9 protein-coding genes are annotated in these 23,683 nt (G+C 36.2%); all 9 read left to right on the top strand.

Going from position 1 to position 23,683, the window contains the following annotated elements:
* Positions 1 to 64: 64 nt before the first annotated feature.
* The 9 genes from FTV38_RS08510 to FTV38_RS08470 all read left to right on the top strand — a co-directional run bounded on the left by FTV38_RS08510 (position 65) and on the right by FTV38_RS08470 (position 23,537).
* The gene (locus tag FTV38_RS08510) at positions 65 to 3,406 is read left to right on the top strand and encodes a DEAD/DEAH box helicase family protein (protein ID WP_180022226.1); all 3,342 of its coding nucleotides are present in this window, start codon (positions 65 to 67) and stop codon (positions 3,404 to 3,406) included.
* A 55-nt stretch (positions 3,407 to 3,461) separates the two neighbouring features.
* Positions 3,462 to 5,045, top strand: a complete 1,584-nt coding sequence (locus FTV38_RS08505) for a class I SAM-dependent DNA methyltransferase (protein ID WP_180022225.1) — start codon at positions 3,462 to 3,464, stop codon at positions 5,043 to 5,045.
* Complete coding sequence (locus tag FTV38_RS08500; protein ID WP_180022224.1) at positions 5,042 to 6,223, top strand: restriction endonuclease subunit S; 1,182 nt, start codon at positions 5,042 to 5,044, stop codon at positions 6,221 to 6,223. The genes FTV38_RS08505 and FTV38_RS08500 overlap by 4 nt, the downstream gene beginning before the upstream one ends.
* A gap of 4 nt (positions 6,224 to 6,227) precedes the next feature.
* Positions 6,228 to 6,692 (top strand): single-stranded DNA-binding protein, encoded by a 465-nt coding sequence (locus FTV38_RS08495; RefSeq protein WP_180022223.1) that lies wholly within the window; start codon positions 6,228 to 6,230, stop codon positions 6,690 to 6,692.
* Positions 6,693 to 6,708: 16 nt separating this feature from the next.
* A complete protein-coding gene (locus tag FTV38_RS08490) occupies positions 6,709 to 10,350 on the top strand; it encodes a DNA polymerase (RefSeq protein WP_180022222.1) in 3,642 nt (1,213 codons plus the stop codon).
* A gap of 24 nt (positions 10,351 to 10,374) precedes the next feature.
* Entirely contained in the window at positions 10,375 to 12,636 is a 2,262-nt protein-coding gene (locus tag FTV38_RS08485; RefSeq protein ID WP_180022221.1) for an AAA family ATPase, read from the top strand.
* Positions 12,636 to 13,577 (top strand): hypothetical protein, encoded by a 942-nt coding sequence (locus FTV38_RS08480; RefSeq protein ID WP_180022220.1) that lies wholly within the window; start codon positions 12,636 to 12,638, stop codon positions 13,575 to 13,577. The genes FTV38_RS08485 and FTV38_RS08480 overlap by 1 nt, the downstream gene beginning before the upstream one ends.
* A gap of 290 nt (positions 13,578 to 13,867) precedes the next feature.
* The gene (locus FTV38_RS08475) at positions 13,868 to 17,236 is read left to right on the top strand and encodes an STY4851/ECs_5259 family protein (protein ID WP_180022219.1); all 3,369 of its coding nucleotides are present in this window, start codon (positions 13,868 to 13,870) and stop codon (positions 17,234 to 17,236) included.
* Between the two features lies 1 nt (position 17,237).
* Positions 17,238 to 23,537 (top strand): DEAD/DEAH box helicase, encoded by a 6,300-nt coding sequence (locus FTV38_RS08470; RefSeq protein ID WP_180022218.1) that lies wholly within the window; start codon positions 17,238 to 17,240, stop codon positions 23,535 to 23,537.
* Positions 23,538 to 23,683: the final 146 nt, after the last annotated feature.

Below are 23,683 nucleotides of genomic sequence, written 5' to 3'. Positions count from 1 at the left end.
CCTTTTTACTTATGTTATTTTTACATCAAGACTTTATACAAATAAGTTTCAAAAGAGGGATGTAATGCAATCTCAAAACTTTGAGTTTTTAAGAGAGAAATTTTCACTTTTATCGGATTTAGGCGCGCTTGCAGAAGCTGTACTTTATACAGATCCTGGAAGTACGACCACACGTTTACGTGCTTTTGCTGAGGAAGTGGTTAAATCAATCTATGAGTTTGAAGATTTACCTCGCCCTCAAAATACAAGTTTTGCAGAGTTGCTCAAAGCAACTGATTTTAAAAATTGTGTTACGCCATCATTGTTATACAAATTAGATCATCTACGCTATCAAGGAAACTTAACTGCACACGGTGCATTAGGCCAAGAAAAAAATGCTCGTAAATGTCTTGAGACTGCTTTTGAGATTGGGCAGTATTTGATGGTTAACTATTACAAGGTATCACAAAACGCACTCCCATCATTTGAAGATATTGAAAAAATATCTGCGACTGAAAAAGAGCTGAATCAACAGTATGAAGAAAATCAAAAGTTAAGAGAAGAACTAGATCGAGAACGCTTAAAAAATCTAAAAGTAGAAACCATCACAACTGAAATCGCTCAACAAAAACGTGCACGCAGCTATGAAGTTGCGCAAAGTTTGCAATGGAATGAAGAAAAAACCCGAAAATTCATCATCGATAACATGATCTTAACGGCAGGGTGGGATTTAACAGACACACAGCAAGTCCAAATCGAATTTCCTGTGGAAATGAAAGATGGTACGAAAGGCTATGTTGATTATGTATTTTTCGATTTAGAAGGTCAGCCAGTCGCTGTTTTAGAGGCCAAAAAAACCAGTGTCAGTGTCCATCAAGGTCGCGAGCAAGCACGCCAATATGCGGATGCTTTAGAAGGAATGGGATTTAAGCGCCCAGTGATTTTCTATAGTAACGGTTATGAGACCTATATTTGGGATGATGCACGTTATAACAGTTATCGTCAAATCTATGGCTTTTATAGTCGTGATAGTTTGGCAAGCTTACGTTTCAAACATCAATTTGCCAATAAAGAGTTAGAGCGCAATAACCCTGATTTATCGATTGTTGAACGCCCGTATCAGATTGAAGCAATTAAGACTTTAAGCCGTAAATTTCAGGATCAAGGTCGTAAGGCTTTAATTATCCAAGCAACAGGTACGGGTAAAACGCGTGTCGCGATTGCTTTAGCTGAATTGCTGATTCGGGAACACTGGGCACAGCGTGTTTTATTTTTATGTGACCGTCGAGAGTTGCGTAAGCAAGCTGATGATGCTTTTAAAGACTTCTTGGGGAGCGAACCACGTTGTGTAATTGGCGATACCAATAAAGTACCAATAGATTCACGTATTTATATTGCCACATATCCGGGAATGATGAATCGCTTTGCACAGTTTGATGTAGGGTTCTTTGATTTGATCATTGCCGATGAAAGCCACCGCAGTATCTACAATCGTTATAAAGATTTGTTTGATTACTTTGATGCCTTGCAAGTGGGGTTGACTGCAACACCTGTGAAATTTATCAGTCGAAATACCTTCCAAATGTTTGACTGTGTGAATACGCAGCCAACTTTTGAGTTTGGATTAGATAAAGCCATTGAAAATGATCCGCCATACTTAGTGCCTTTCAAAGTCAAAGATGTCACAACAGAATTTTTACGTGAAGGGATTCATTACAACCAACTTTCTGAAGATCAGAAGAAACAGCTTGAAGAAGATCTTGGGATGGAGGTTGCTCAACAAACCACGATTAAAGGTAGTCAGATTGGTAAAAAGATTTTTAGTGAATCTACCGACGCCTTTATTTTAGAAAACTTGATGCAAAATGGCATCAAAGATGCCAATGGCAGTTTGATTGGTAAAACGATTATCTTTGCGCAGCGTCAGGATCATGCAGAGCATTTAGAACAACTGTTCTGTAAGCTATATCCACAGCATGGTGCACGCGTATGTAAGGTGATTCACAACAAGATTCATCAAGTCGATCGACTCATCACGGAGTTCAAAGAACCTGATAATGATTTCCGTATCGCAATATCTGTAGATATGTTGGATACAGGAATTGATGTGCCTCAAGTGGTGAACTTAGTCTTTGCAAAACCCGTGATGTCATGGGTGAAATTCTGGCAGATGATTGGTCGTGGTACACGACTTTGTCCAAATCTATTTGGTGAGGGTAAAGATAAGAAAGAGTTTTATATTTTCGATCATTACGGCAACTTTAAATATTTTGAAGAAGAATATGAAGAGCCGATCGATGTGAAGTCGATTTCTTTATTACAAGCGATGTTCCTTGCACGTTTAGATTTTGCAAAAGCAGCTTTCACTCATAGCAATTTTGACGGTTTTGAGATTTCAACTAACTTACTCATGGCGGATATTAACGATTTGCCAAATGACAGCATTACCGTCAAGAAAAACTTACGTGTCGTGCATCAATTGCAACAAACACAGTTGGTGAAAGAGTTTAGTGCAGCCACACAGCATATTTTATTGGATCAAATTGCACCGTTGATGGATGCACGTGTATTGAAAGATAAAGAAGCCATTGCTTTTGATAAGCTGATTGCTCAGACACAAGATAGCTTTATTCGTAAATCGAGCGCTTTTGAAACGAACAAGGCACAAGTTCTTGCAGAAGTATCATCTCTCGCAGTCAATATTCAGGCTGTGCGACAAAAAGCAGAGCTGATTAAAGCAGTACAAACACAGGTGTATTGGTCTGAAATTACGGTCGGTCAACTTGAGCATTTGCGACTAGATTTAAGACTACTGATGCAGTTTAAACAAGCTGGAAATACCATAGGGGGTGTGTGGGCAACACCAACCACAACAACCTCAGATGGTGAAGTGCAAACTGTCGAAAAACAGGTGAAGCTCAGTAATAACGAAGCAATGCTTTATCGGAAAAAAGTCAAAGAAATTTTGGATCAAATGATCGAGAGCAACTCGGTATTGCAGAAAATCCGTCAGCAACAACCGGTTGAAGAAGGTGAGTTGCAGATGCTGACCTCTACAGTTTTATCTGAGCACCCAAATATCGAAATTGATGTACTCAATAAATTTTATGGTCGTACAGCAGCGGAATTACATCTGACCATTCAAGATATTGTTGGATTAGATCCGCTTGCTGTTGAAACACACTTTAAAGATTTTTTGCACAAACATCCGCAACTGACAGCTCGTCAAGTGCAGTTCTTAAATTTATTGCAAGCTTACATTTCGCAAAATGGCGGCATCATGATTGATAAACTTTATGAAGCACCATTTACAGGGGTTCATCCACAAAGTATTGATGGTCTGTTTACACCAGATGATGTGACAGATTTAATTCATGTGATGAAGCCTTTTGTTAAAAAACAACCACCTGAGCAACGCATTGCTTAATTAAACTGCCTTGCTCAACTAAACTGATGAAAACTCTGCTGTTATTGGAAATACTATGCTGACTGGATCTATTAGAAATGATATCGATAAACTCTGGGAAAAATTTTGGACAGGAGGCATTACCAATCCTTTAACCGTGATTGAGCAAATTAGTTATTTGATGTTTGCCCGTATGTTAGATATGCAAGAAGATGTTGCTGACAACAAAGCGGCAAAAGGGTTAACGGTGACAGGTCGTTTATTTCCACAAACGCCTGAAGGTCAAATGCTCCGTTGGAAAAACTTTAAAAATCTCAGTGGTTCAGAGTTACATCAGCATTTAAAAAGCAAAGTTTTTCCATTTTTTGCAGAGTTAGGTTCCAAAGCATCTGAGCACAATTCGCTAGGTGTCAGCAGTATCGGTGACTATATGCAGGATGCCGATTTAGAAATTAAAAATGAATCGGTATTAGTCTCTGCGGTCAACATGGTTGATGCATTACCATTAATCCAAAGTGATGTGAAAGGGGATATTTATGAATATCTACTGAGTAAACTGACTACAGCAGGGATTAACGGTCAATTCCGTACACCACGCCATATCATTGATGCCATGATTGAGATTGCAGATGTTCAACCGACTGAAATTGTCTGTGACCCTGCTTGTGGTACAGCCGGCTTTCTAGCTCGTACTCGTGAATATTTAAACCGTCAGCATTCAAGTGAGTTTGGTGTTGTTGTCGATGAAGACGGCAATAAAAACTATCTTGGTGATTTGCTCACGCCATATATGGATCATATTAATCACGATATGTTCTGGGGCTTCGATTTTGACAGCACCATGCTTCGTGTTTCGAGTATGAATATGGCGTTACATGGCGTAACCAATGCCAATATTTTGTACCAAGACAGTTTAAATAAGTCGATTAAAGCCCATTACCCACAGCAAGAAGAAAACTTCTTTGATGTGATTTTGGCAAACCCACCATTTAAAGGCAGTTTGGATGAATCCAACATCAATCCACCTTTATTGAAAATGGTGAAAACCAAGAAAACTGAGCTGTTGTTTGTGGCGCATATTTTACGTGCTTTAAAACTTGGTGGTCGTGCGGCAGTCATTGTACCTGATGGTGTGTTATTTGGTTCATCTACGGCGCATCAACAACTACGTAAAACCTTAATTGAAAACAATCAGCTTGAAGGCATCATTAGCTTACCAAGTGGTGTATTTAAACCGTATGCAGGTGTAAGTACAGCAATTCTGCTATTCACTAAAGGTGGCTCAACAGAACGAGTGTGGTTCTATGATGTTCAAGCGGATGGTTATTCTTTAGATGATAAGCGTACCCCATTAAAAGGTGAGGGTGCAAACGACTTACCTGATGTGATTGCGCAGTGGAAAGCGTATCGTAAGCTTGTGTTGGCGAATGCCACAGCAGAAGAAATTACAGCGCAATTTGGCGATAAGTCGAAAAAAGCCTTTCTGGTGGATGCTAAAGACATTATTGCCAACAAGTTTGATTTTTCGATTAATCGTTATAAAGAAGTGGTGTATGAAACGGTTGAGTATGCTGATCCGAAAGTGATTTTGGCTGAACTGAAACAGTTAGAAAATGAAATTCTTCAAGGGATGAATGAGCTTGAGGAGTTGATTAAGTGAGCTATCCTCTAATTGAATTAGGAAATTTGGCAAAGTTCATTAATGGTGATCGAGGAAAAAACTATCCATCAAAGGATTCATTTGTCCAAGATGGTATTCCGTTTATTAATGCTGGATGTCTTTCAGATCTATGGTTATTGGATAAATCAAATTTCAATTACATATCTGAAGAGTCTTATGGTCGTTTAAGTAGTGGTAAAATTCAAAGGAATGATATTTTATTCTGCTTGAGAGGTTCACTTGGTAAATTTGCTGTTGTACGTGACGATGAAAAAGGAGCTTTAGCTTCATCTTTGGTGATTCTACGATCTAATGAAAAAATCCATATAGAATATTTAAAACATTATTTAGCCAGCCACTTATGCCAAACTGAAATTAATAATTATCAGAATGGTGCGGCACAGCCTAACTTATCTGCTAGTGACTTAAAAAAATTTCTTATACCTCTCCCACCATTAGAAGAACAACGCCGGATTGCTTCAATTCTTGATAAAGCAGATGACATTCGCCAAAAACGTCAGCAAGCGATTGCAAAGTTAGATGAGCTTTTGCAAGCCACGTTTATTGATATGTTTGGGGATCCTGTTTCGAATCCAAAGAAGTTAAAACTAAAGAAATTATCAGAAGTAGGAAATATTTCTACAGGGAATACTCCATCTAGAGCAGATGAAGACAACTATGGAGATTTTATTGAGTGGATTAAATCTGACAATCTAAATCATGATTATGATATTGCTACCCAAGCATCAGAATATCTAAGTGAAAAAGGTAAACAAAAGGGGCGAGTTGTACCTCCGGGCAGTATTTTAGTCACCTGTATCGCAGGCAGTTTAAGTTGTATTGGAAACTTGGCTATTGTTGATCGAGAAGTCACGTTTAACCAACAAATTAACTCGATTACTCCAAATGAAGATATCCAGACTGAATATTTATATTATTTATTGAAAGTTTCAAAACCTATAATTCAATCATTCTCAACTAATAGTATGAAAGGAATGATTAGCAAATCTACATTTAGTCAAATTGAATTACCAATAGCACCTAGTGAGCAACAACTGAAATTTGTGGATATTTTCAATAAATTCTTTGAGTTAAAAAATAAGGCGAATAAAAAATTATCTGAATTAGATAATTTGTTTAGTGCTTTACAGCAAAAAGCATTTAATGGAACACTATAGTTAAATGTCGGAACATCAAGTTTTTAATCGATCAGTGAATCGTGTCTTTATTCTAGGTACGATTCAAAATATACAAGTGAATAAGTTTGGTCAAACATCAGAACACCACTTTATTGTAGAAAGTAAAGAAGGCTGGACTGATAAATTTGGCAATCAGAAAACACAAGTAGAGCAGCACTATATCGTTTTAGATCATAGTTTTGCTGAAGACTGTCAAAAGTTAAACATTGGGCAATCCGTGATGCTTCAAGGTCGCCTAAAAATGAAACAAAATGGTCAGTATCCACAATTTAAATGTACAAGCTATATTCAAGCAGTACAGCTATTTGATCTTGAGGCTCTGATTGACTTAGATGAAATAGAGCATGACGATGAAATAGAGCATGACGATGGTCTACCGTTTCCAAAACAGCTTGTAAATTCTTTGTGGTCTAAAATAATCAGACCACCCTTTATTCCGTATCATTAAGGAATAGGTTCTAAATATGTTAATCCAATTCATACATCCCAAAGATACCAATCAAACAGCCGTAAAAACCTTAAGCCAGCAATTACAGCAATTTTTTAATGTCACTGATTACCGTATCAATGTGGGTTGGATTCACTCACGTACGCGTTCAGATCAAGGCTTTAACATCCGTTCGGTTAAAGGCTCAGAACGTTATTACTTACATACAGGCAAAGAACAAACAACACATCAAATTGGCGATTTAATTCTTTTTAGCTATGCAGATTCAACGCGTTGCGAAGATCGTTTGGACATCGTTACACACATTGGTGTCGATGAGCTTTTTGATACACAAAACTCATCACTGATAATGAGTTTCTTGGAATTTTTCTATGTCATATATGCTATTACTTTAAAATCTGACCTGTACAAAAAACTGTACGATAAAGTATGCCAATTATTACTTAAACAACAATATGAATATGCGGTTTATCAAAATGTCTTTGCAGTTCGAAGTTTAGGTAATACCTTACTGCTAGAGCATCATGCTTTAAGCAATCGCTATATCAGTGGCTATTTATTAAATGCAGAAGAATTACCTGAACAACTCTTAATCCGACTGCTTAAACAAAGTATTCATCAACCTGCAGAACTTGATGCATTATTACAGTACGCAGATCACAAAGGCATTCATCAACTCGGTTTTGCTGTTAAATTAGTTGCAGGGCTTACGTTAGATGTAAATGACATTAGTAACATTCAGCTGACAGACCAATACAACTTTTTAAATGCCTATATCCCAAAACATCCGTTATGGCGTGAAATGGTTTTGGCACATCCTGACACGCTATATAGTGATGACATTGCACAAAAATTTATTGATGAATTACCTGAAGATAAAACACAGTGGCTAGATGCTTTAAATCAGTTACCGTTAAATATTCGAAATAGTCTAGCGAACAGATTGGCAGAGGAACACTTTGCTTATGTCTATCAGTTGATCTCTGATGAGCAACTTTATATTGATCATATTATGCAATGTATCGAACAACAGGATTCGACACATTTTGCAGAGTATTATCACTATGCGATCGCACACCATTTCCATCATGTGGTGTGTATGCTTAAAATATTAGAATACAAACTATTACAACGTCCATTACCATTGTATGAATTGAATAAAATTATTAATGCGTATAGTGAATCACTATGTAATCAACATAGCCAAAACAATCATTTACAGAAAATTCAATATACGATTTTTGCAAAATGTGGCTACAAGGCAGAAATTGAAAAAGAGAAGGAGTCGTCTTATCAAGTAAAGCCAACTAGCTACAAAGCAAATCGATTAAAACCATTATCCTTCTGCGAAGGTAAAATTTGGTTTAAAAAAATCAATCATGAATATATTGAAGTGAATGGTAAAAAAAGACCAGTTAATAGATTTGATGAAGCAGAGATTAAAGACCAAGAAAGAATTGTTGAAACAAGTCTAGATCGCAAAGTGTTATGCCGCCGCCATGACTGTAATCATTGTGAAAAAGACTCCGAACATAGTATTGAAGCAAGTATTTTCTATCGTATTTTAAAAGAAGTTCGGTTTGACACGACACAATTACACGGACGTTTCAAAGAAAATAACCAAGTCCTGCGTACCATTGCAGGCTTAAACCGTTGGAATGAAATTCTAGATCGCCTAAGTTGCCAAAAATGTCAAAGTCCTTTTATGGTGTCTGAACATCATAAAAATTCGATGGGGAAAATGGCATACTCAGCAACGTATTGGCATTGTTCGAATACGGCGTGTCATGAATATACGCACGTCGTTAAACTGACACATTGTTTGTCGTGTATGGGCGTGATTGATAGCCGTGAATCAAAAAATGCGTGTAATCCCTATGAATTGCTGTCCTATAAAAAATTTTACTTATGTAATAACTGTGCATCATGCTGTTCAACCCATGGTTTTAAAGGGACCTGTCCTCATTGTGGTTTAGAAGATGCTTATATTCATGTTTCTGCAAAAGAAAGAACACATGCCGCATGTCGAGGCTGTAAAAAAACAGTGTCTATTGAAAAATATGCCTTTGAAAACTTTGTAAAACGTAAGCAATTACCAGTGAAAAATGAAAAAATTGAAACTGAATCGCTTCTATCCGAGTTTAAAAATGGTGTGAGAACACTATACGTTTATGATCTCTATCAGGCTTTGCTACATCAACGCGTGAAGTATGAAAAATTAAAAAGCTATGATGTGATTGTTGACGTTAAAATCTTAGCCAAAATGGCATTTTTGGGTTTAGAACACAAAAACTATCAGCCATTTGTTGAAGCTTATGAAATACCAGATGTCAAAGAAGATGACTTCGGTAATGTGGATTTTGAGACTTTTGAAAAGCTTAAAGCGATTGCCGATAAAGCGCTGAAACGTCCTTATTTTCATCATCTTTATAAAACGATTGAATTACCATTTACCATTGCGTTATATCACTACTCAAAATCAGGGCTACATATACCTGCAAAAAAACTCAGCGCATTTGCTGAAAAAATTGAAAAGGCACGTAATGGGATTAGTTTTGATATTCAACAGCAAACAGGTGTATTTACTTCAGATACAGGCGAAATTAAGCAGTATTTAAAAGATAAATATCAATATGATGTTTTGATACAATCGAAGCAGGATGAAAGTCTGGATCATCTCTTAAAGAAAGTTCAGCAAGATCCTGTGGCACATTTATATCACCAATTTGACAAACTCAATCGTGCATCTAGCTTAGTCAAAGCATTTGCCAATACTACGCAAGATCGAGTACATCCTAAGTATCAAATTTTGGGAACAGTGACAGGGCGTTGTACAGCAAAAGATCCTGCCATTTTGTCTTTCCCTAAAGCCTTTCGCTCTATTTTTGCCAATCAAGAAGGGTATACATTGTATTCCTTTGATTATGGGCAAATTGAACTTGGGGTTTTGGCAGGGTTATCAGATGATCAACAACTGATTCAGGACTATAACCAATCGGATATTTATCAAGAGTTGGCGGATGAAATAGAGATTAGCCGAGATCAAGCAAAACTCTTCTTCCTTGGTTTAATTTACGGTATTCAAGATGACAATTTAAGTAAAATGATGTCTATGCCAAGTCATCAAATTACTCAGGTTCGTCAGCAAATCTATCAGCGTTATCCTGCAATTGATCAATTAAGACAACAGTGTATAGAATTCGGTCAGCAACATGGTTTTATTAATAATATTTTTGGGCTACATCGTGCAAGTGTAAAAAATAGACCAAGTAATGCTTATCTAGATCAGTGGGAGAACAATTGGTTCTTTAATTTCCCAATTCAAAGTACAGCAGCAGCAATTTTTAAATCAGCATTGGTGCAAATTTTCCAAACAGATGTGAAGAAAACCATGCAATTGGTATGTCCACTATATGATGAATTCTTAGTACAGATCCCTAATGAAGATCGAGAATATTATATTTCACTGATCTATTCCTGTATGAGTGGTACACTTTATGATGCTTTTAATATCTTAGAGCCCAAAGTCGATTTGCAGATGTATAGTGAAACGTCTTTAGATGAATATCATTCAGATGCATGGTTGCAATGGTTTGACCAAGTTGCTGTAAACTCAGACAAATTAGTGACTAAGCAAGATGTTGAATTGCCATTTTAAAAATAAGAGAAATCATCGCACATTATGAAGATTACTAAAATTTCGCTTACAAACTTTCGTGCATTTAAACAAACTCAAACCATTGAGTTTGCACCTGTGACCTTACTGTTCGGTCCAAACAGTGTGGGTAAAAGTACCGTACTCAAAGCATTATTCTATGTGCAGCAAATCCTGTCCAAAGGACAGTGCAACCCAATGTACTTGGATGCTTTGAATAAAAAGTACATTGGTGGCTTTGAAAACCTGGTGCATAAGCGAGATCTGAATACCAACATTACACTTAAAATTGAATATGATAAGGGCGATGCGATTGGAAGCAGTTATGCATACCTGTATGAATTGCTCAGCGAAGAACTGGACATTCAGCTCAGTAGTCCTGTTGTTGATGCTAAAACGATTGCCATAGAGTTTGAAATTGCATGGCATAAGTTTGAAAAAACAGCCTATATCAAAACTTACCGTGTTGAATTTGATGGTGACATTATTGCAGAGGTTACCAGTTCAGGACCGAAGCAGGCATTCCTTACTTTCTTAAATTATATTCATCCATTGCTTCTGCCTGCGAATCATGAGGAATGGTTGCAAGTTCAAAAAGATTCAGAGGCTAATTTACATCCATACAATCGATTATTGTTAGATGGTATAGATGTTTATGAAATTGAGGAAGTAGATGAAGATGAGTTAAAATTTGACCGCCAACTACGTACCCACTATACGCGGTTACTAGAAAAAACCGAGGATCCTGAGGAAAAGAAAAAAATAGCGTTTGAGTATATGGGGCAAAGGTTAATATATCGTATGGAAAAAGACGGTATCAATCCAGAGGATTTCATTGCAGATGACTTATCTATCAAGTTTTCAAGTAATGACTATTTTGTGAGTGCCTTGCATGAGCTTATCAATCTGAATGAGCGAAATCAACGTAATATGATTTCGATTCAAGATCATCAGAAATATAGCCTTCTGCACAATGTACTTTCAATTGAAACAGCCATTGGTGCTTTGCCTCCTTTATCAAAGAAAATTCGTACAGATCTAGAATTAGACACGATCAAGCATAACGAAATTATTACAGAGCTTTTAAGTGATGTTTTAGTTGCACCGTTAGATAATCTTTTGAAGTTATTAAACGAAAGTTTGTGTATCGGTCCAATTCGTAAAATTCCAGATGCAAACTATCAACCTCTACCATATATTGAACAAGCAGATTGGTATGATGGCTCTGCTGCATGGAGCATGTTAAAGAAAGCCTCATTTGATGAATTAAAAGAAATTCATAAATGGATGTCTGATCAAGATAAATTAAATCTTGGTTACGGTATCTCTGTCAAAGTAAGCAAAGCATTTGAATTATATAATCCTATTTATAATACGCATAATATTGAAAGTTTATCACCTAAGGTTGATGACTTAATTCGATGGCATTTAAGTGATAAGCGTTTAAATGAGATGGAGGGTGTCTTAAAGGCAATATCTGAGATAGAGAATCGAGTTGTAGATCCAAGCAATGAAGCAGAATATAAATATGACTTTGAACAAAAAAGCATTATTAAACAATATCGCAGACTAGAAAAAGAGGAACGAAATTTAGAATTTCTTCTAGAAGATATGCAGTCTAGAAAAGATTTGGAACAGAGCTCGGATGTCAGTTTGGAAACTAAAGAACTTCTGAATGAATTTGATGAAAATAGCGAAATCAAAGATCTTCTAAAAAACAAAAGTTACGATGAAGTAATTAACGAGTTATCTCGTAAATATGAAGCAGTTAAAGCAGAGCGACATGCAGTATTAAGTGAGACAGACATCTTAAGATTAGAATCAATTCAATTAATCAAAGGGTATTCAATTTGGGATCAACAAAATGATATATCTGTCGAACCCAATGAAATTGGTACTGGCGTATCTCAATTGATGCCACTTATTGTTGCGGCAATTACCCAAAAGAGTGGTTTAGTTGCATGTGAACAGCCTGAGCTTCATTTGCATCCACGCGTACAGGTTGCTATTGGTGATTTGTTAAGTCAAAACACTGAACATGTAAATTACCTGATTGAAACACATAGTGAGCATTTGATATTAAGACTTAGAAAACGAATCAGACAGAATACAGATAATGAAGTTCCAGAGGGATTAAAAGCCTTTAGTCATAATGAGATAATAATTAATTATTTAGAGCCTTCTGAGGATGGTGTAAAAGTTAGACGCATCCGTATGGATGAAGATGGGGAGTTTAGAGAACCATGGCCAAATGGTTTCTTTCACGAGAGATTGGATGAGGCACTATAATGATTTACGAATATGCTTTAGATCCAAAAGTTGTAATTCAATGGTTAGAAAATGAAAATCATTTAAATTGGCTTAAAAGTATAAATGGTATTGGTATTGGTACACCACATTTCATAAGTACCTTTCCAAACCAAAAAAAACGTAAATTTATTAAAGGATTAGCTAAGCTAAAAGATGATATAAACGATCAAAAGGCTCTGGAGCGTCTAGATCGTTTTTGTGAATATTTGGATAAAGGGGGCATGCTTGAACGGTTTGGAGAATCTGTTCAGGCTACAGTTAATGAATGGCAGGAAAGAGTTATATACGAACATAGTTTAAATCCATTTAAAGCTATTGTTACGGACAATAAACTTGAAATTACAGATTGGCTCACACCTGAGAATATATTTTTTTCGAATCTTTGGAATGTACCCTCACAGGTAAGTTTTAAAAGAACGCATGATGAGTTTTTAAAAATAATTTCTCAATTTATTATTTCTAGCTCAAAAGATTTAATTATTATCGATGCATATTGTTGGAAGGAAAATGCAATAAATGTAATAAAAAGTCTCTTAAATTTATTTGAACATAAGAAATATCCTTCATATCCTTCTATGAAAATTTATTATAAAGAAAATAGACAAGATAGCTCTCCAAGCCCAGCATATATCAAGAAACAACTGCTATCGGGCCTGAATAATACTGCGCAAAATCTAGAAATAACCGTCTTTCAAATAAAAGAAACTGATCAAAGTGATGCTTTTCATAATCGTTATATCTTAAATGAGTTAGGCGGAATTCAGTTAGGTCACGGATTAGATTTATCAGGAAAAGAACATCATACAGATGAAGCTATATTATTATCGAAAGATATTTATATGAAGCGTTGGAAGCAGTTTTATTATCCAGATCGATTTGAAATTTTAGATGAAGTTAAATTTAGTGGGATTACCGATTAAGTAAGTTGTAGTTGTGGCAGAATGTGCAACCACGGTATTGATATAAAATAAGTCTGTTTTAATTCTGACGTTGAATATGATTCTAGACAATCGAACTGTAGAGTTATAGATGGTTATATATGTCTACAATTTTGATGGGTATTCATTTATCTGTAGATTTGTGTAACAAAGCCTAGATAAAATAGACTTTAGTTGAACTAAACGACAATTAACGACGCCTTTAGGTTTATATAGATAATTGAATCGATTATATTATTTAATTTGAAGCAGAAAATAATAATGGGGGCATTATGGAATTGTTAGCATCTGATATCTTTGGGGAACAATTGAGTGCTAGACATATTCTTAAGCGAATTTTTGAGTCGCGTAAACTTACTGAGCCAACAAGTCATCCCCTGTATACCTATCATATTACCCTAGAAGAATATCAAGACCTAAAGCGTACGCTGAGATATAGCCAACAAGATCAAAAAAGCCATAAACCTGGTCGTGAATGGTGTGCAGTTTTTACACTATTTGTTTCGGAATGGTTTCGTCGAGAGTATAAAAGTGGTTGGAGTTGGGGGCCTGTATATGATGCACTGGGCTTTCAACCTTTACATGATATTCGCTACGTAGTTCAGCATGGCTTAGAAGGTTTTTGGAAACGTCCGATCCTTAAATTTGAAGGCTCAAATCATACCAATTATTTAGGTTCTGCATTTAAAGAAGGGGGATTCCCTTCAAATCTTTTAATGGAGCAAGGTAATCATTATCAGGCAGTATTTAAACGTATTGTGGCGCAGTTTAGTCACTATAGACATTATAACCCTGAAATAAATGACCAATTGATTCAAGCGTATACTCAATATCTGCCTCAAGCATTCAAGGAGCATGAAACACGAGTGCTTATTTCAGATATGGCAGAACATCTTGTTCATTTAGTAGAAACACACCAATTGGATAATACAGATAATCCAGCAGCTTATTTATCCGTAAATTTCCCCAAGTGGAGGGAAGTATTTCCTCTACCATTAGAAAGTAGTGTGGCGGAACAGTTTTTAAATCAGTTACTCGTTACTTCTAGTACTGAATTGAAGCAAATGAAAACAAAGCAGGATGCTTTATCCTGTGCGAATTTTTTTAACCGTAATTCTAATCAAATATTAACTGAAGTTTTCCTGCCGAACTCACTAGAAATCACTTTGGAGGATGTTAAAGGGATTCCTCCTCGGGTAGAAATTGTGTTGTATGAAGCACATGAACCCTTAGCAAAACTTGGCACAGCCACGTTTATGGCAAGGCCTGAGGCTAAGAAGTCAGTGAATGTACGTATAGGTGCACAAACGCGTATTATCACTAGGAAGAATTATCAACATGGATTAATTCTGGCACTACAAAATAAAGATCAGATTCTTTATCAAAAAGAATTACCTCAAACTTGTTTAGAAATCGGTAGTGTTCCTGTTGCATTTGCACAGGATGAAGGAGAGCTTTGTCCATTTATTGGGCAGGCTTCATTCAAGACAGCAGAATCGGAAATTATTTTACTCTTACCGCCATCATATCAATTTACTTCTCAGGACTGTGTCACTGGGCATTTGTCGAATGCTTTTGGCCAGCATGTTTACAAGGTAAAAGGTGATATTGAAATTATTGGTGATAATCAAGAGCAATATCAGATTCAATGCTCTAAATATCACGAAAAATCAGAACTTGTAGATCTTTTTGGTACGAAGTTTACTTGGCCTACGGTACCTGCGTTGGCTTTTTTAGGAAGACCTAAGGCACGTTATACAGAAACTGGTTTGCAGTCAAAAAATGATAGTTTAGCTATTTATGCAGAACAAAAGCTTTTAACTCATCATGTAGGTTCTAGTGGATATGGTGTAAAGACTTTAACTATTAAAAATACCGCACAAAATGTGGTATTGCGGCGTAAGGTTGTAATTTTTCCTGAAGACCTAAAAATTGAATTGTTGGCAGGAGATACCCCTAATGAAGCAGATATTCGTCTTCTAACCAAAAGTAATATTATTTGTTTAGGAATCACTGCTGATCATCAAGCAGTGAGCTTTAAGGCGCGTAAACTGAATGATGATATACATGGGCAATATGGTTATGAATATCATCTAAAATGCAATGAGCATCCACCTGAAAATATCAAACTTAATTTGATGCTGAATTTGGGAGATCAGGTAGATTTATTACTACCATTTCCATCACATGGTGCAACGCTCTATAACGGGAATCACCAGCCAATTAAACAAAAAGTATTAACTGTAGATGATTTGCTCGGTTCAAGATTATGTCTATATGCGCCAGAAGATAAGCCGACCAATTTTCGGATGATAATTAGGTTGAAAAGTAGTCATAGCCGTGATGTAGATGCCCCATACTACAACTGGAAATTTTTGGTGAGTGGAAAACCACATCAAGAATCACTCATTCATTATCGAGCTGAAATAGAAGAATTATTGGCATTAACAAAAGACTTAGATGCACGGATTATTCTTGAAGTTACTGGGGGGAAACAGTCTTTAAGTTATGAGATTAAACATTATCAAACCGAGTTTGAAATAGATGAACAAGGTTATTATTTTTTAAGTGGTCTGAATCTTTCAGGTTCACAAGTGGTTGATCCAGTCATTATGGTTTTAAATCAACCTGAACAGGCTGTTTTACCACTCGAACCAGTTACAACTGAAGGGGTTGAAACAGGTAAGTATAAATTACCAAGATTGAGCAATGTGGGTCCATGTTTAATTATTCCTAGAGATGAAAGGTCGATTAAATTTAGACCGAAATTCATAGCGCAGCAGGTAGGTAAAGATTCATTGTCTTTTGAATCTGCGGATACGCTACATACTGCCGTACGTAATTATCATCCAACATTTAACCCAAATAGTATTGCGGATTACTTAGAACTTATGGCGAGTGATTTGCAGAACTCCGGATGGCTGTATCTTTACCACTTATATTCGAAGTACAACCATTTACCGTTGGTCACATTTCAAGTGTGGAAAGATTTGGTAAAAAATCCATCGTGTTTGGCACTGGCGATATGGTTACTTGATTTTGAACATGATATTTATCAACGCTTCGAACGAGAGTTCGATTTAGTATGGGAGTTAATCCCTATAGAAGCTTGGAAAAATGCAATCTCTAAAACTTTTAAACTTTATGTGAGTCAAGGTATCCCTGAGGGCATTGTTAAAAAAACGCTGAAAGCAAGATATGCAAAGTTATCTCAAGACATTTCAACGCTAAATCCAAGTTTAGAAACTTATTATTTTGATGAGCCGGTTCTAAATGGATTAACGCAGAATCAGTTGAATAATATTGTTAACGGTCATTATCTTCAGAATTTATTGAGATACCAGCCTGAAGGCGAATTGTGGCCAATGTGGTTCCAACAACAACTCACAGCGTGGTTTGAAAAAGATAACCTAAATCTTCCATTAAAACCTATGGTCAGTTTGCCACAGTATTCCTCAGTTATTCTTTTACCAATTTATCTTGCGCTAAAAAATGTAGGTCTAACCAGTTTTGTACTTGAAGATCAATTGAATACCTTAACTCATCATAAAATCCGACAATTACGTGACTTTGATCAGACTTGGTTTAACTCAATTTTTGAAATAACAACATCTTATTTATTAAATTTAAAGGCTCACTAATATGCAACCTTATTATTCCGATTTATTAGAACAAGCATGTCAGCGTACAAAAGAATCAACGTTAAGCGTATTAGGGATCAACGATCCTGAGTTAAGAGAACACCTTGCTGAACAAATGTCTCAGCTTCCGGGAAGCAAATTTTCATTTTTAGCTCCACCTGTTTTTGAGCATACTTTTGCTTGGAAACAATCACCGGTGACGATGTCAGAGTTGAGTGGAAAATTATTAGCGAAGTCAGTTGTAAGTGCTTTGGATGCGCAGAGTAACGGTCGCTATCGCTTTGGGGCAGAATTTAAGCCTTTTGAACATCAACTAAAAAGTTGGAAAAACTTATTAGCGGATAAAAAATCAATTGTTGTCACATCTGGTACAGGTTCAGGTAAAACAGAATGTTTTATGGTACCAATTCTGAATGATTTATATGAATTAAGCGAAAATATCAATGCGCCGTTGGAAGGTGTGCATGCTCTATTCTTATATCCGCTTAATGCGTTGATTAATTCTCAAGAAGAGCGGTTAAGTGCTTGGACTCAACATTTTGGCGGAAAACTCAGATATTGTTTGTATAACGGGAATACCCCTGAATCAGAGAGTTCAAATAGAACATTACAAAAGGACCGTCCTTATCAAGTTTTATCACGAGAATTGATGAGAAAAAGTCCTGCTCCAATCTTGGTGACCAACGGGACGATGTTGGAATATATTATGGTGCGTCAAATTGATGCACCGATTATTGAAAAATCTAGAGCAAAGAAAAGCCTGCGTTGGATTGTTTTAGATGAAGCTCATAGCTATGTTGGATCACAGGCAGCAGAGCTTGCCTTGCAGTTACGACGTGTTTTAGAGGCCTTTGGTGTTGAGGCCAAAGATGTAAGATTTGTCGCAACTTCTGCAACCATTGCTGACAGTAATGCAGAACAACAATTAAAGACCTATTTATCTCAGTTGGCTGGTATTGAGGAAAGTCAAATCGAAGTGATAGGTGGCCAGCGTGCAGTCCCACAATTAAAACTTGAAACGAATCACAATAAACTCAGTTTAAAAGAATTATCTGAAATTGAGAGTGATTTAGAAGTTAGTGCTAAACGTTTTGAAGCATTGGAATCGAATCAAACAGCACGAGCAATTCGGGAAATCATTGTTCAACAAGGTACAGAAAGTTATAAGCCATTAACATCTTTGGAAATTAAAGAAAAATTAAATGCCGACTATGCTATTTCAGTGGATCAAGTCGAAATTATTGCTTGGATTGACTTACTAACAAATACAAAAGCGCAAGAAAAAGAAGAGGCTTTCCTAAAAGTACGAGCTCACTTCTTACAAAGAATTACGCATGGCTTGTGGAGTTGTATTAATCCTCATTGTAATCAAAAAGAGGGTACAGCATTAAAAAAATGGTCATACGGTAATGTATATGCAACATGCGAACAAAAATGTAAATGTGGGTCACCAGTATTAGAACTGACTTTCTGTAAAGACTGTAATTCACCACATTTGTTAGGGCAACTGGTTGGCGCTAATGATGGTATTCGTCAGCTTAAACAAGTTGGGGAAGCTAAGATTGATGAGTTTTCGCTGCTAACTGAAGAAGATGAAATTGAAGAAGCTGACATTAATAATATTTCGAACAAGTTAATAGATTACAATCAATCAATATTGCTAAGTGTAAATGATAATGGGGAGATGCTGAATCTAGATCGTGGAGGCTTTGAAAAATATCCAGGGGAAGAAGAATTTAATCTTTGGGCGACATCAAATAAATGCCACTACTGTGAGCTAGAGACGCAAGAAGGATATTTGCCTGTAAATAGAAGCATTCTTGGTGCACCTTTTTATGTTACTAAAGCAATCCCGACTATTTTAGAATTTTGTCCTGATATTACGATTAAAGAGTTAGAAGAAAATGGTGTTACGAACATTTCACCTCAAAGCTTACCTTCATTTGGACGTCGTTTAATTACATTTACGGATAGTCGCCAAGGCACAGCAAGAATGTCTGTACAGATGCAACAGGAGGCACAGCGTTCACGATTAAGGGGCGCTGTGGTGGAAATGTTAAAAAACCTACCTGATTTATCGGGTGGAGAGGTGTCTCGAGAGGAAATTGAGGAGCAAATAGAACAAATAAAACACGATCCAAAGATGAAGATGTTTTTGACATTGCTTCAACAGGAACTATTGAAATTAGACAGCTCAGACGAAAGTTCGATTTCATGGAAAGAGATGATCGAGAAGCTTACAGCTTTATCCGATTTTAACTTTTCAATACTGAATGCGATGAAGTATTACTCTCCGGAAGTATTTGGAGATCAAACTGAAGGACCACATAGATTGATCTCAATGTTATTGTTGAGTGAATTTAGTCGACGTCCACGTAATCGAAATAGTACTGAAACGTTGGGGTTAGTAAAAGTTGGTTATAGTGGATTAGAAAAAGTTACAAGTGTTCCTTTATATTGGGAATCAAAAGGCCTTAACTTACAAGATTGGAAGGACTTTTTAAAAGTCGTTCTAGATTTCTATGTGCGAGAGTATTACTACATTCATATAGATAGAAGTATTTCAAATTGGATGGGGAGGAAAATTGTTACTAAACGATTGTTTGGACCCGATTCAAAATTTACAGAAGATAAATTTAGTAAACAATGGCCTTTGGCATCTAAGCGAAAGAATAATCGTTTGGTGAAGTTATTAGCTTTAGGCGCACAATTAGATTTAAATGCTCCAATAGATATAGATATCGCCGATGAATGGTTAAAATGTGCTTGGAAAGTTTTAACTCAAGATACGGCTATTTTAGAAAATGATAATGGTCAATTTTTCATTAGACCACAAAAGTTCAAATTTTCTTTGAATGAGCAAGCGTTCATTTGCCCAGTTACACATAGATTAATGGATACTACATTCAAAGGTATTACCCCATATCTACCGATGGGTATTCCAAAAAGTAAAGAGGCTTTCATTTGTCAAAAGATTAAAATGCCGAATTTGAAAGTGTTTAGTTCCAATAAAGACCATCATGACAACGTTCAATACATCCGTGAATTAATTGCTAATGATGAGACAATTAAGGAGCTACGCTCTTTAAATTTGTGGAATGATCTTTGTGATCGAATTGTTGAAGGTGGTATGTACTATCGAGTTGCAGAACATTCAGCACAGCAAGCAAGTGAGCGATTACAAGACTACGAAAAGCGATTTAAAACAGGTGAAGTTAATGTAATGAACTGTTCAACCACCATGGAAATGGGGGTTGATATCGGCGGTATTTCAGCAGTGGTGATGAATAACGTACCACCGCATCCTGCAAATTATCTACAACGTGCGGGTCGTGCGGGTCGTAGTAAAGAATCAAGAGCACTTTCTTACACAATCTGTAAGTCGAATCCACATGATCAACAAGTATTTCATAACCCTAAATGGGCTTTTGAAACTAGTATCCCGGCACCTTATGTCGCTTTAAACTCTAAGAGATTGATCCAAAGGCATGTCAATTCCATGTATCTCTCATTCTTTTTAAAAAATGAGATTGGAAATACAGATGCTGAAAAAACTAAATTAAATTTGAAGTGGTTTTATTTAGCAAATGGTGACGAAGATATTTCTGTTTGCAATCGATTCATTAATTGGTTAAAAGCCAATATTTATACATATTCTTATGCGCTAGAAAAATTAACTAAAGGTACTGATTTGTCTTTTGATTCGATTGAAAGCATTTTAGGTAACACTGTCCAAAAAATATCTGAAATGCGTGATCAATGGTTAAAGGAATACAAGCGTCTTGAAATACAGATAAGTGAAGCAGTGAAAGGTAGTGCTTACGCTTATAGATTAAATATTGAAATGCGTAGACTCTGTGATGAATATTTATTAAGAGAACTTGCTGCTAAATGCTTTCTACCAGGGTATGGCTTCCCAACTGATATTGCATCATTTGAAACGACCAATGTCATTGACTACATACGTCAAAAGCAAGATAGAGATGCTGAAAAGCAACGAAAGTCTAGAGAAGATAATGTGTCTTTATTACGTGATATGCCAAGTCGAAATTTAGCTGTTGCAATTCGGGAATATGCACCAGGTTCAGAAATTGTATTGGATGGAAGGGTTTTTAAATCCAAAGGGATATCATTAGCTTGGCATAATATTCATAGTTCTGATGCAAAAGAAGCACAGAAATTTGATTTGGCATGGCGCTGTGTACATTGCGGTCAAAATGGATTTAATACAGATAGTGCAGTCGATATTAATAATGTTTACTGTGATAATCCAAGTTGCGGTGAAAAAATTCGCATAAATGAGCAACGTAAAGTTCTGCAGCCAACAGGTTTTGTTCATGATTTTTATGAAGAACCTAGTAACGATGTAACAACACAAACCTTCATACCTGTCCAAACCCCTTGGATCGCTGGTAAGGGGGCAAGATTAAGCTTGCCGAATAGTGCCTTAGGATTTATGGTTGCCGATACATCGGGGCATGTATTTAATTATAGTTCAGGTTTATATGGGCATGGTTATGCTGTGTGCCTTGAATGTGGTCGAGCAGAATCCCAAAAGGAAAAGGAAAAATTTCCATTGTCTCTTTCACCAGAGCAGAAACATTATCCATTAAAACCATCTAAACATGATCGAGAAAATGGGCAAAGAAAGTTCTGTGAAGGCAGTGAGCGTTTAATCAAAGATTTACATCTAGGTAGCTATATGACTACAGATATCTTTGAATTGGTGTTACATCACCCTGAACGTAATGAATATCTTACAGATAGTAAAGAAAATGAAAGTATAGCATTTACTTTGGCTGTGGCTTTCAGAAAAGCATTAGCGAAAAAGTTAGGTATATCAGCTAATGAATTGGGATATGGTAAGCGTCCAATATTATTAGATGGTAATCATCAGATTACAGCTATTCAGGTGTATGACGTCATTAGTGGTGGAGCAGGATTTGCGAGTTCAGCCCCTCGTCACATTGAGTCGTTATTATCTAGTATGGTCGATGAGCTTGAATGTCCGAAATATTGTGAGTCTGTATGTGCTCATTGTCTTTTGGATTCACAGTCACGACATCATTACAGTTTGTTAAATCGTCATGATGCTAAAAAGTGGTTAGGTGCAAACTATAAAAACTTTATTTCTACTGAAGAATTGTCATTCTTCTCTGGAGCACAATATTGGCCATATAGCTTGAAAGAATGCATTGAACACCATGTATCATTAGGTGCTAAGAAACTAATTTTGAATTGGGGTGGAGAATCTGATAGTTGGGAGTTGTTATCTCCTAGTGTTAAAAAAACAATTGCTAGATGGGCAGAGGATACAGGTTTAGAAATCGATATTTCTGTACCACAAACTATCATAGATTCTAAAGCATATTTGGCTGAGCTGAAATTTTTACAAACACACTTCAATGTACAATTTGTCGATGGTGACAATATTCATCAATCTATTGTGGCACAACTATATTTGACAGATCGTATTGTTACAGTTGTTAGTCCTGATATGAATAGTCGTATACCAAATGAAGAGTGGTTGAATACAAATGCGATAGTTGGAGTTAGTGAAACTTATAAGTTACTGAGTGAAAAAGTCATAACATTACCAACTTTAGTGGAAAAAAATCAAAGCTCGATTGTGGGATTAGATCTTCTTGATCAATTGAATGTTGATTTATGTAGTTTTGGTCGTAAGTTCTGGAATTTGGTTGCTGAAAGTACTAGTGAGTTCGGAGAAATTTGCCGGAATGAAACTATAAAAAGTATTGAGTATTCAGATCGTTATATCAAGTCAGCTAGCAATATGTTGTTAATTGTCAGTTGGTTAAAGGGGCTTGAGGATCAAGTTAGAAATATTGGTCAGTTGAAGATTAAGACAGTTATTTCTGATGATGCGACAAAAGATTTACCAACGATCCTTCATCATGATTACCATAGTGTGAAACAATTTGAGAAGGTTTTTGAAAAACTATTAACTGATAATTTAGATATATCCCAAAAAGAAATAGATTTAATGACCTATGATAATGGTAAGGCTCTGTATCACAAGCGAAATTTAACTATAACTTTTGAGTCAGGGACTATATTTGATATTCAGCTCGATCAGGGGCTTGGCTATTGGAGATTATTTGAGAGCCATAAATTGTCACAACGAAATGTCTATTTCAATGCTCAAAAGGACTTCATAAGTGTTGCGAATGGACTTACAGATTTACAGAAATTTCTAGTTGTTAGAAATGGTGAACGGAATCCAACGAATATTTATGTGAAAAGAAGAGAGGCTAGTGTATTTATTGCTTCAGCTTATTAGGGTCTGTTGACATTTGTTGATTAAAAAAATAGCGAGATAGTAAAATTAAATCGCCAAACCCAATTTTACACTCGCTATGCCTCGAACAATGCTAAATGATCAACACTGGTCCAAGTTACTTGCTATTTTCCGTCACTTTAATATTT

This window comes from Acinetobacter sp. YH16044 (assembly GCF_013417145.1).
Classification (GTDB): domain Bacteria; phylum Pseudomonadota; class Gammaproteobacteria; order Pseudomonadales; family Moraxellaceae; genus Acinetobacter; species Acinetobacter amyesii.
Note: the sequence above shows the minus strand (reverse complement) of the source record. Positions and strands in the feature narration are given on the sequence as shown.

What these genes read in the sequence shown, in the direction of transcription:
- FTV38_RS08510 (WP_180022226.1), top strand. Translation starts at nt 65, where the DNA reads ATGCAATCTCAAAACTTTGAGTTTTTAAGAGAGAAATTTTCACTTTTA.
- FTV38_RS08505 (WP_180022225.1), top strand. Translation starts at nt 3,462, where the DNA reads ATGCTGACTGGATCTATTAGAAATGATATCGATAAACTCTGGGAAAAA.
- FTV38_RS08495 (WP_180022223.1), top strand. Translation starts at nt 6,228, where the DNA reads ATGTCGGAACATCAAGTTTTTAATCGATCAGTGAATCGTGTCTTTATT.
- FTV38_RS08490 (WP_180022222.1), top strand. Translation starts at nt 6,709, where the DNA reads ATGTTAATCCAATTCATACATCCCAAAGATACCAATCAAACAGCCGTA.
- FTV38_RS08485 (WP_180022221.1), top strand. Translation starts at nt 10,375, where the DNA reads ATGAAGATTACTAAAATTTCGCTTACAAACTTTCGTGCATTTAAACAA.
- FTV38_RS08480 (WP_180022220.1), top strand. Translation starts at nt 12,636, where the DNA reads ATGATTTACGAATATGCTTTAGATCCAAAAGTTGTAATTCAATGGTTA.
- FTV38_RS08475 (WP_180022219.1), top strand. Translation starts at nt 13,868, where the DNA reads ATGGAATTGTTAGCATCTGATATCTTTGGGGAACAATTGAGTGCTAGA.
- FTV38_RS08470 (WP_180022218.1), top strand. Translation starts at nt 17,238, where the DNA reads ATGCAACCTTATTATTCCGATTTATTAGAACAAGCATGTCAGCGTACA.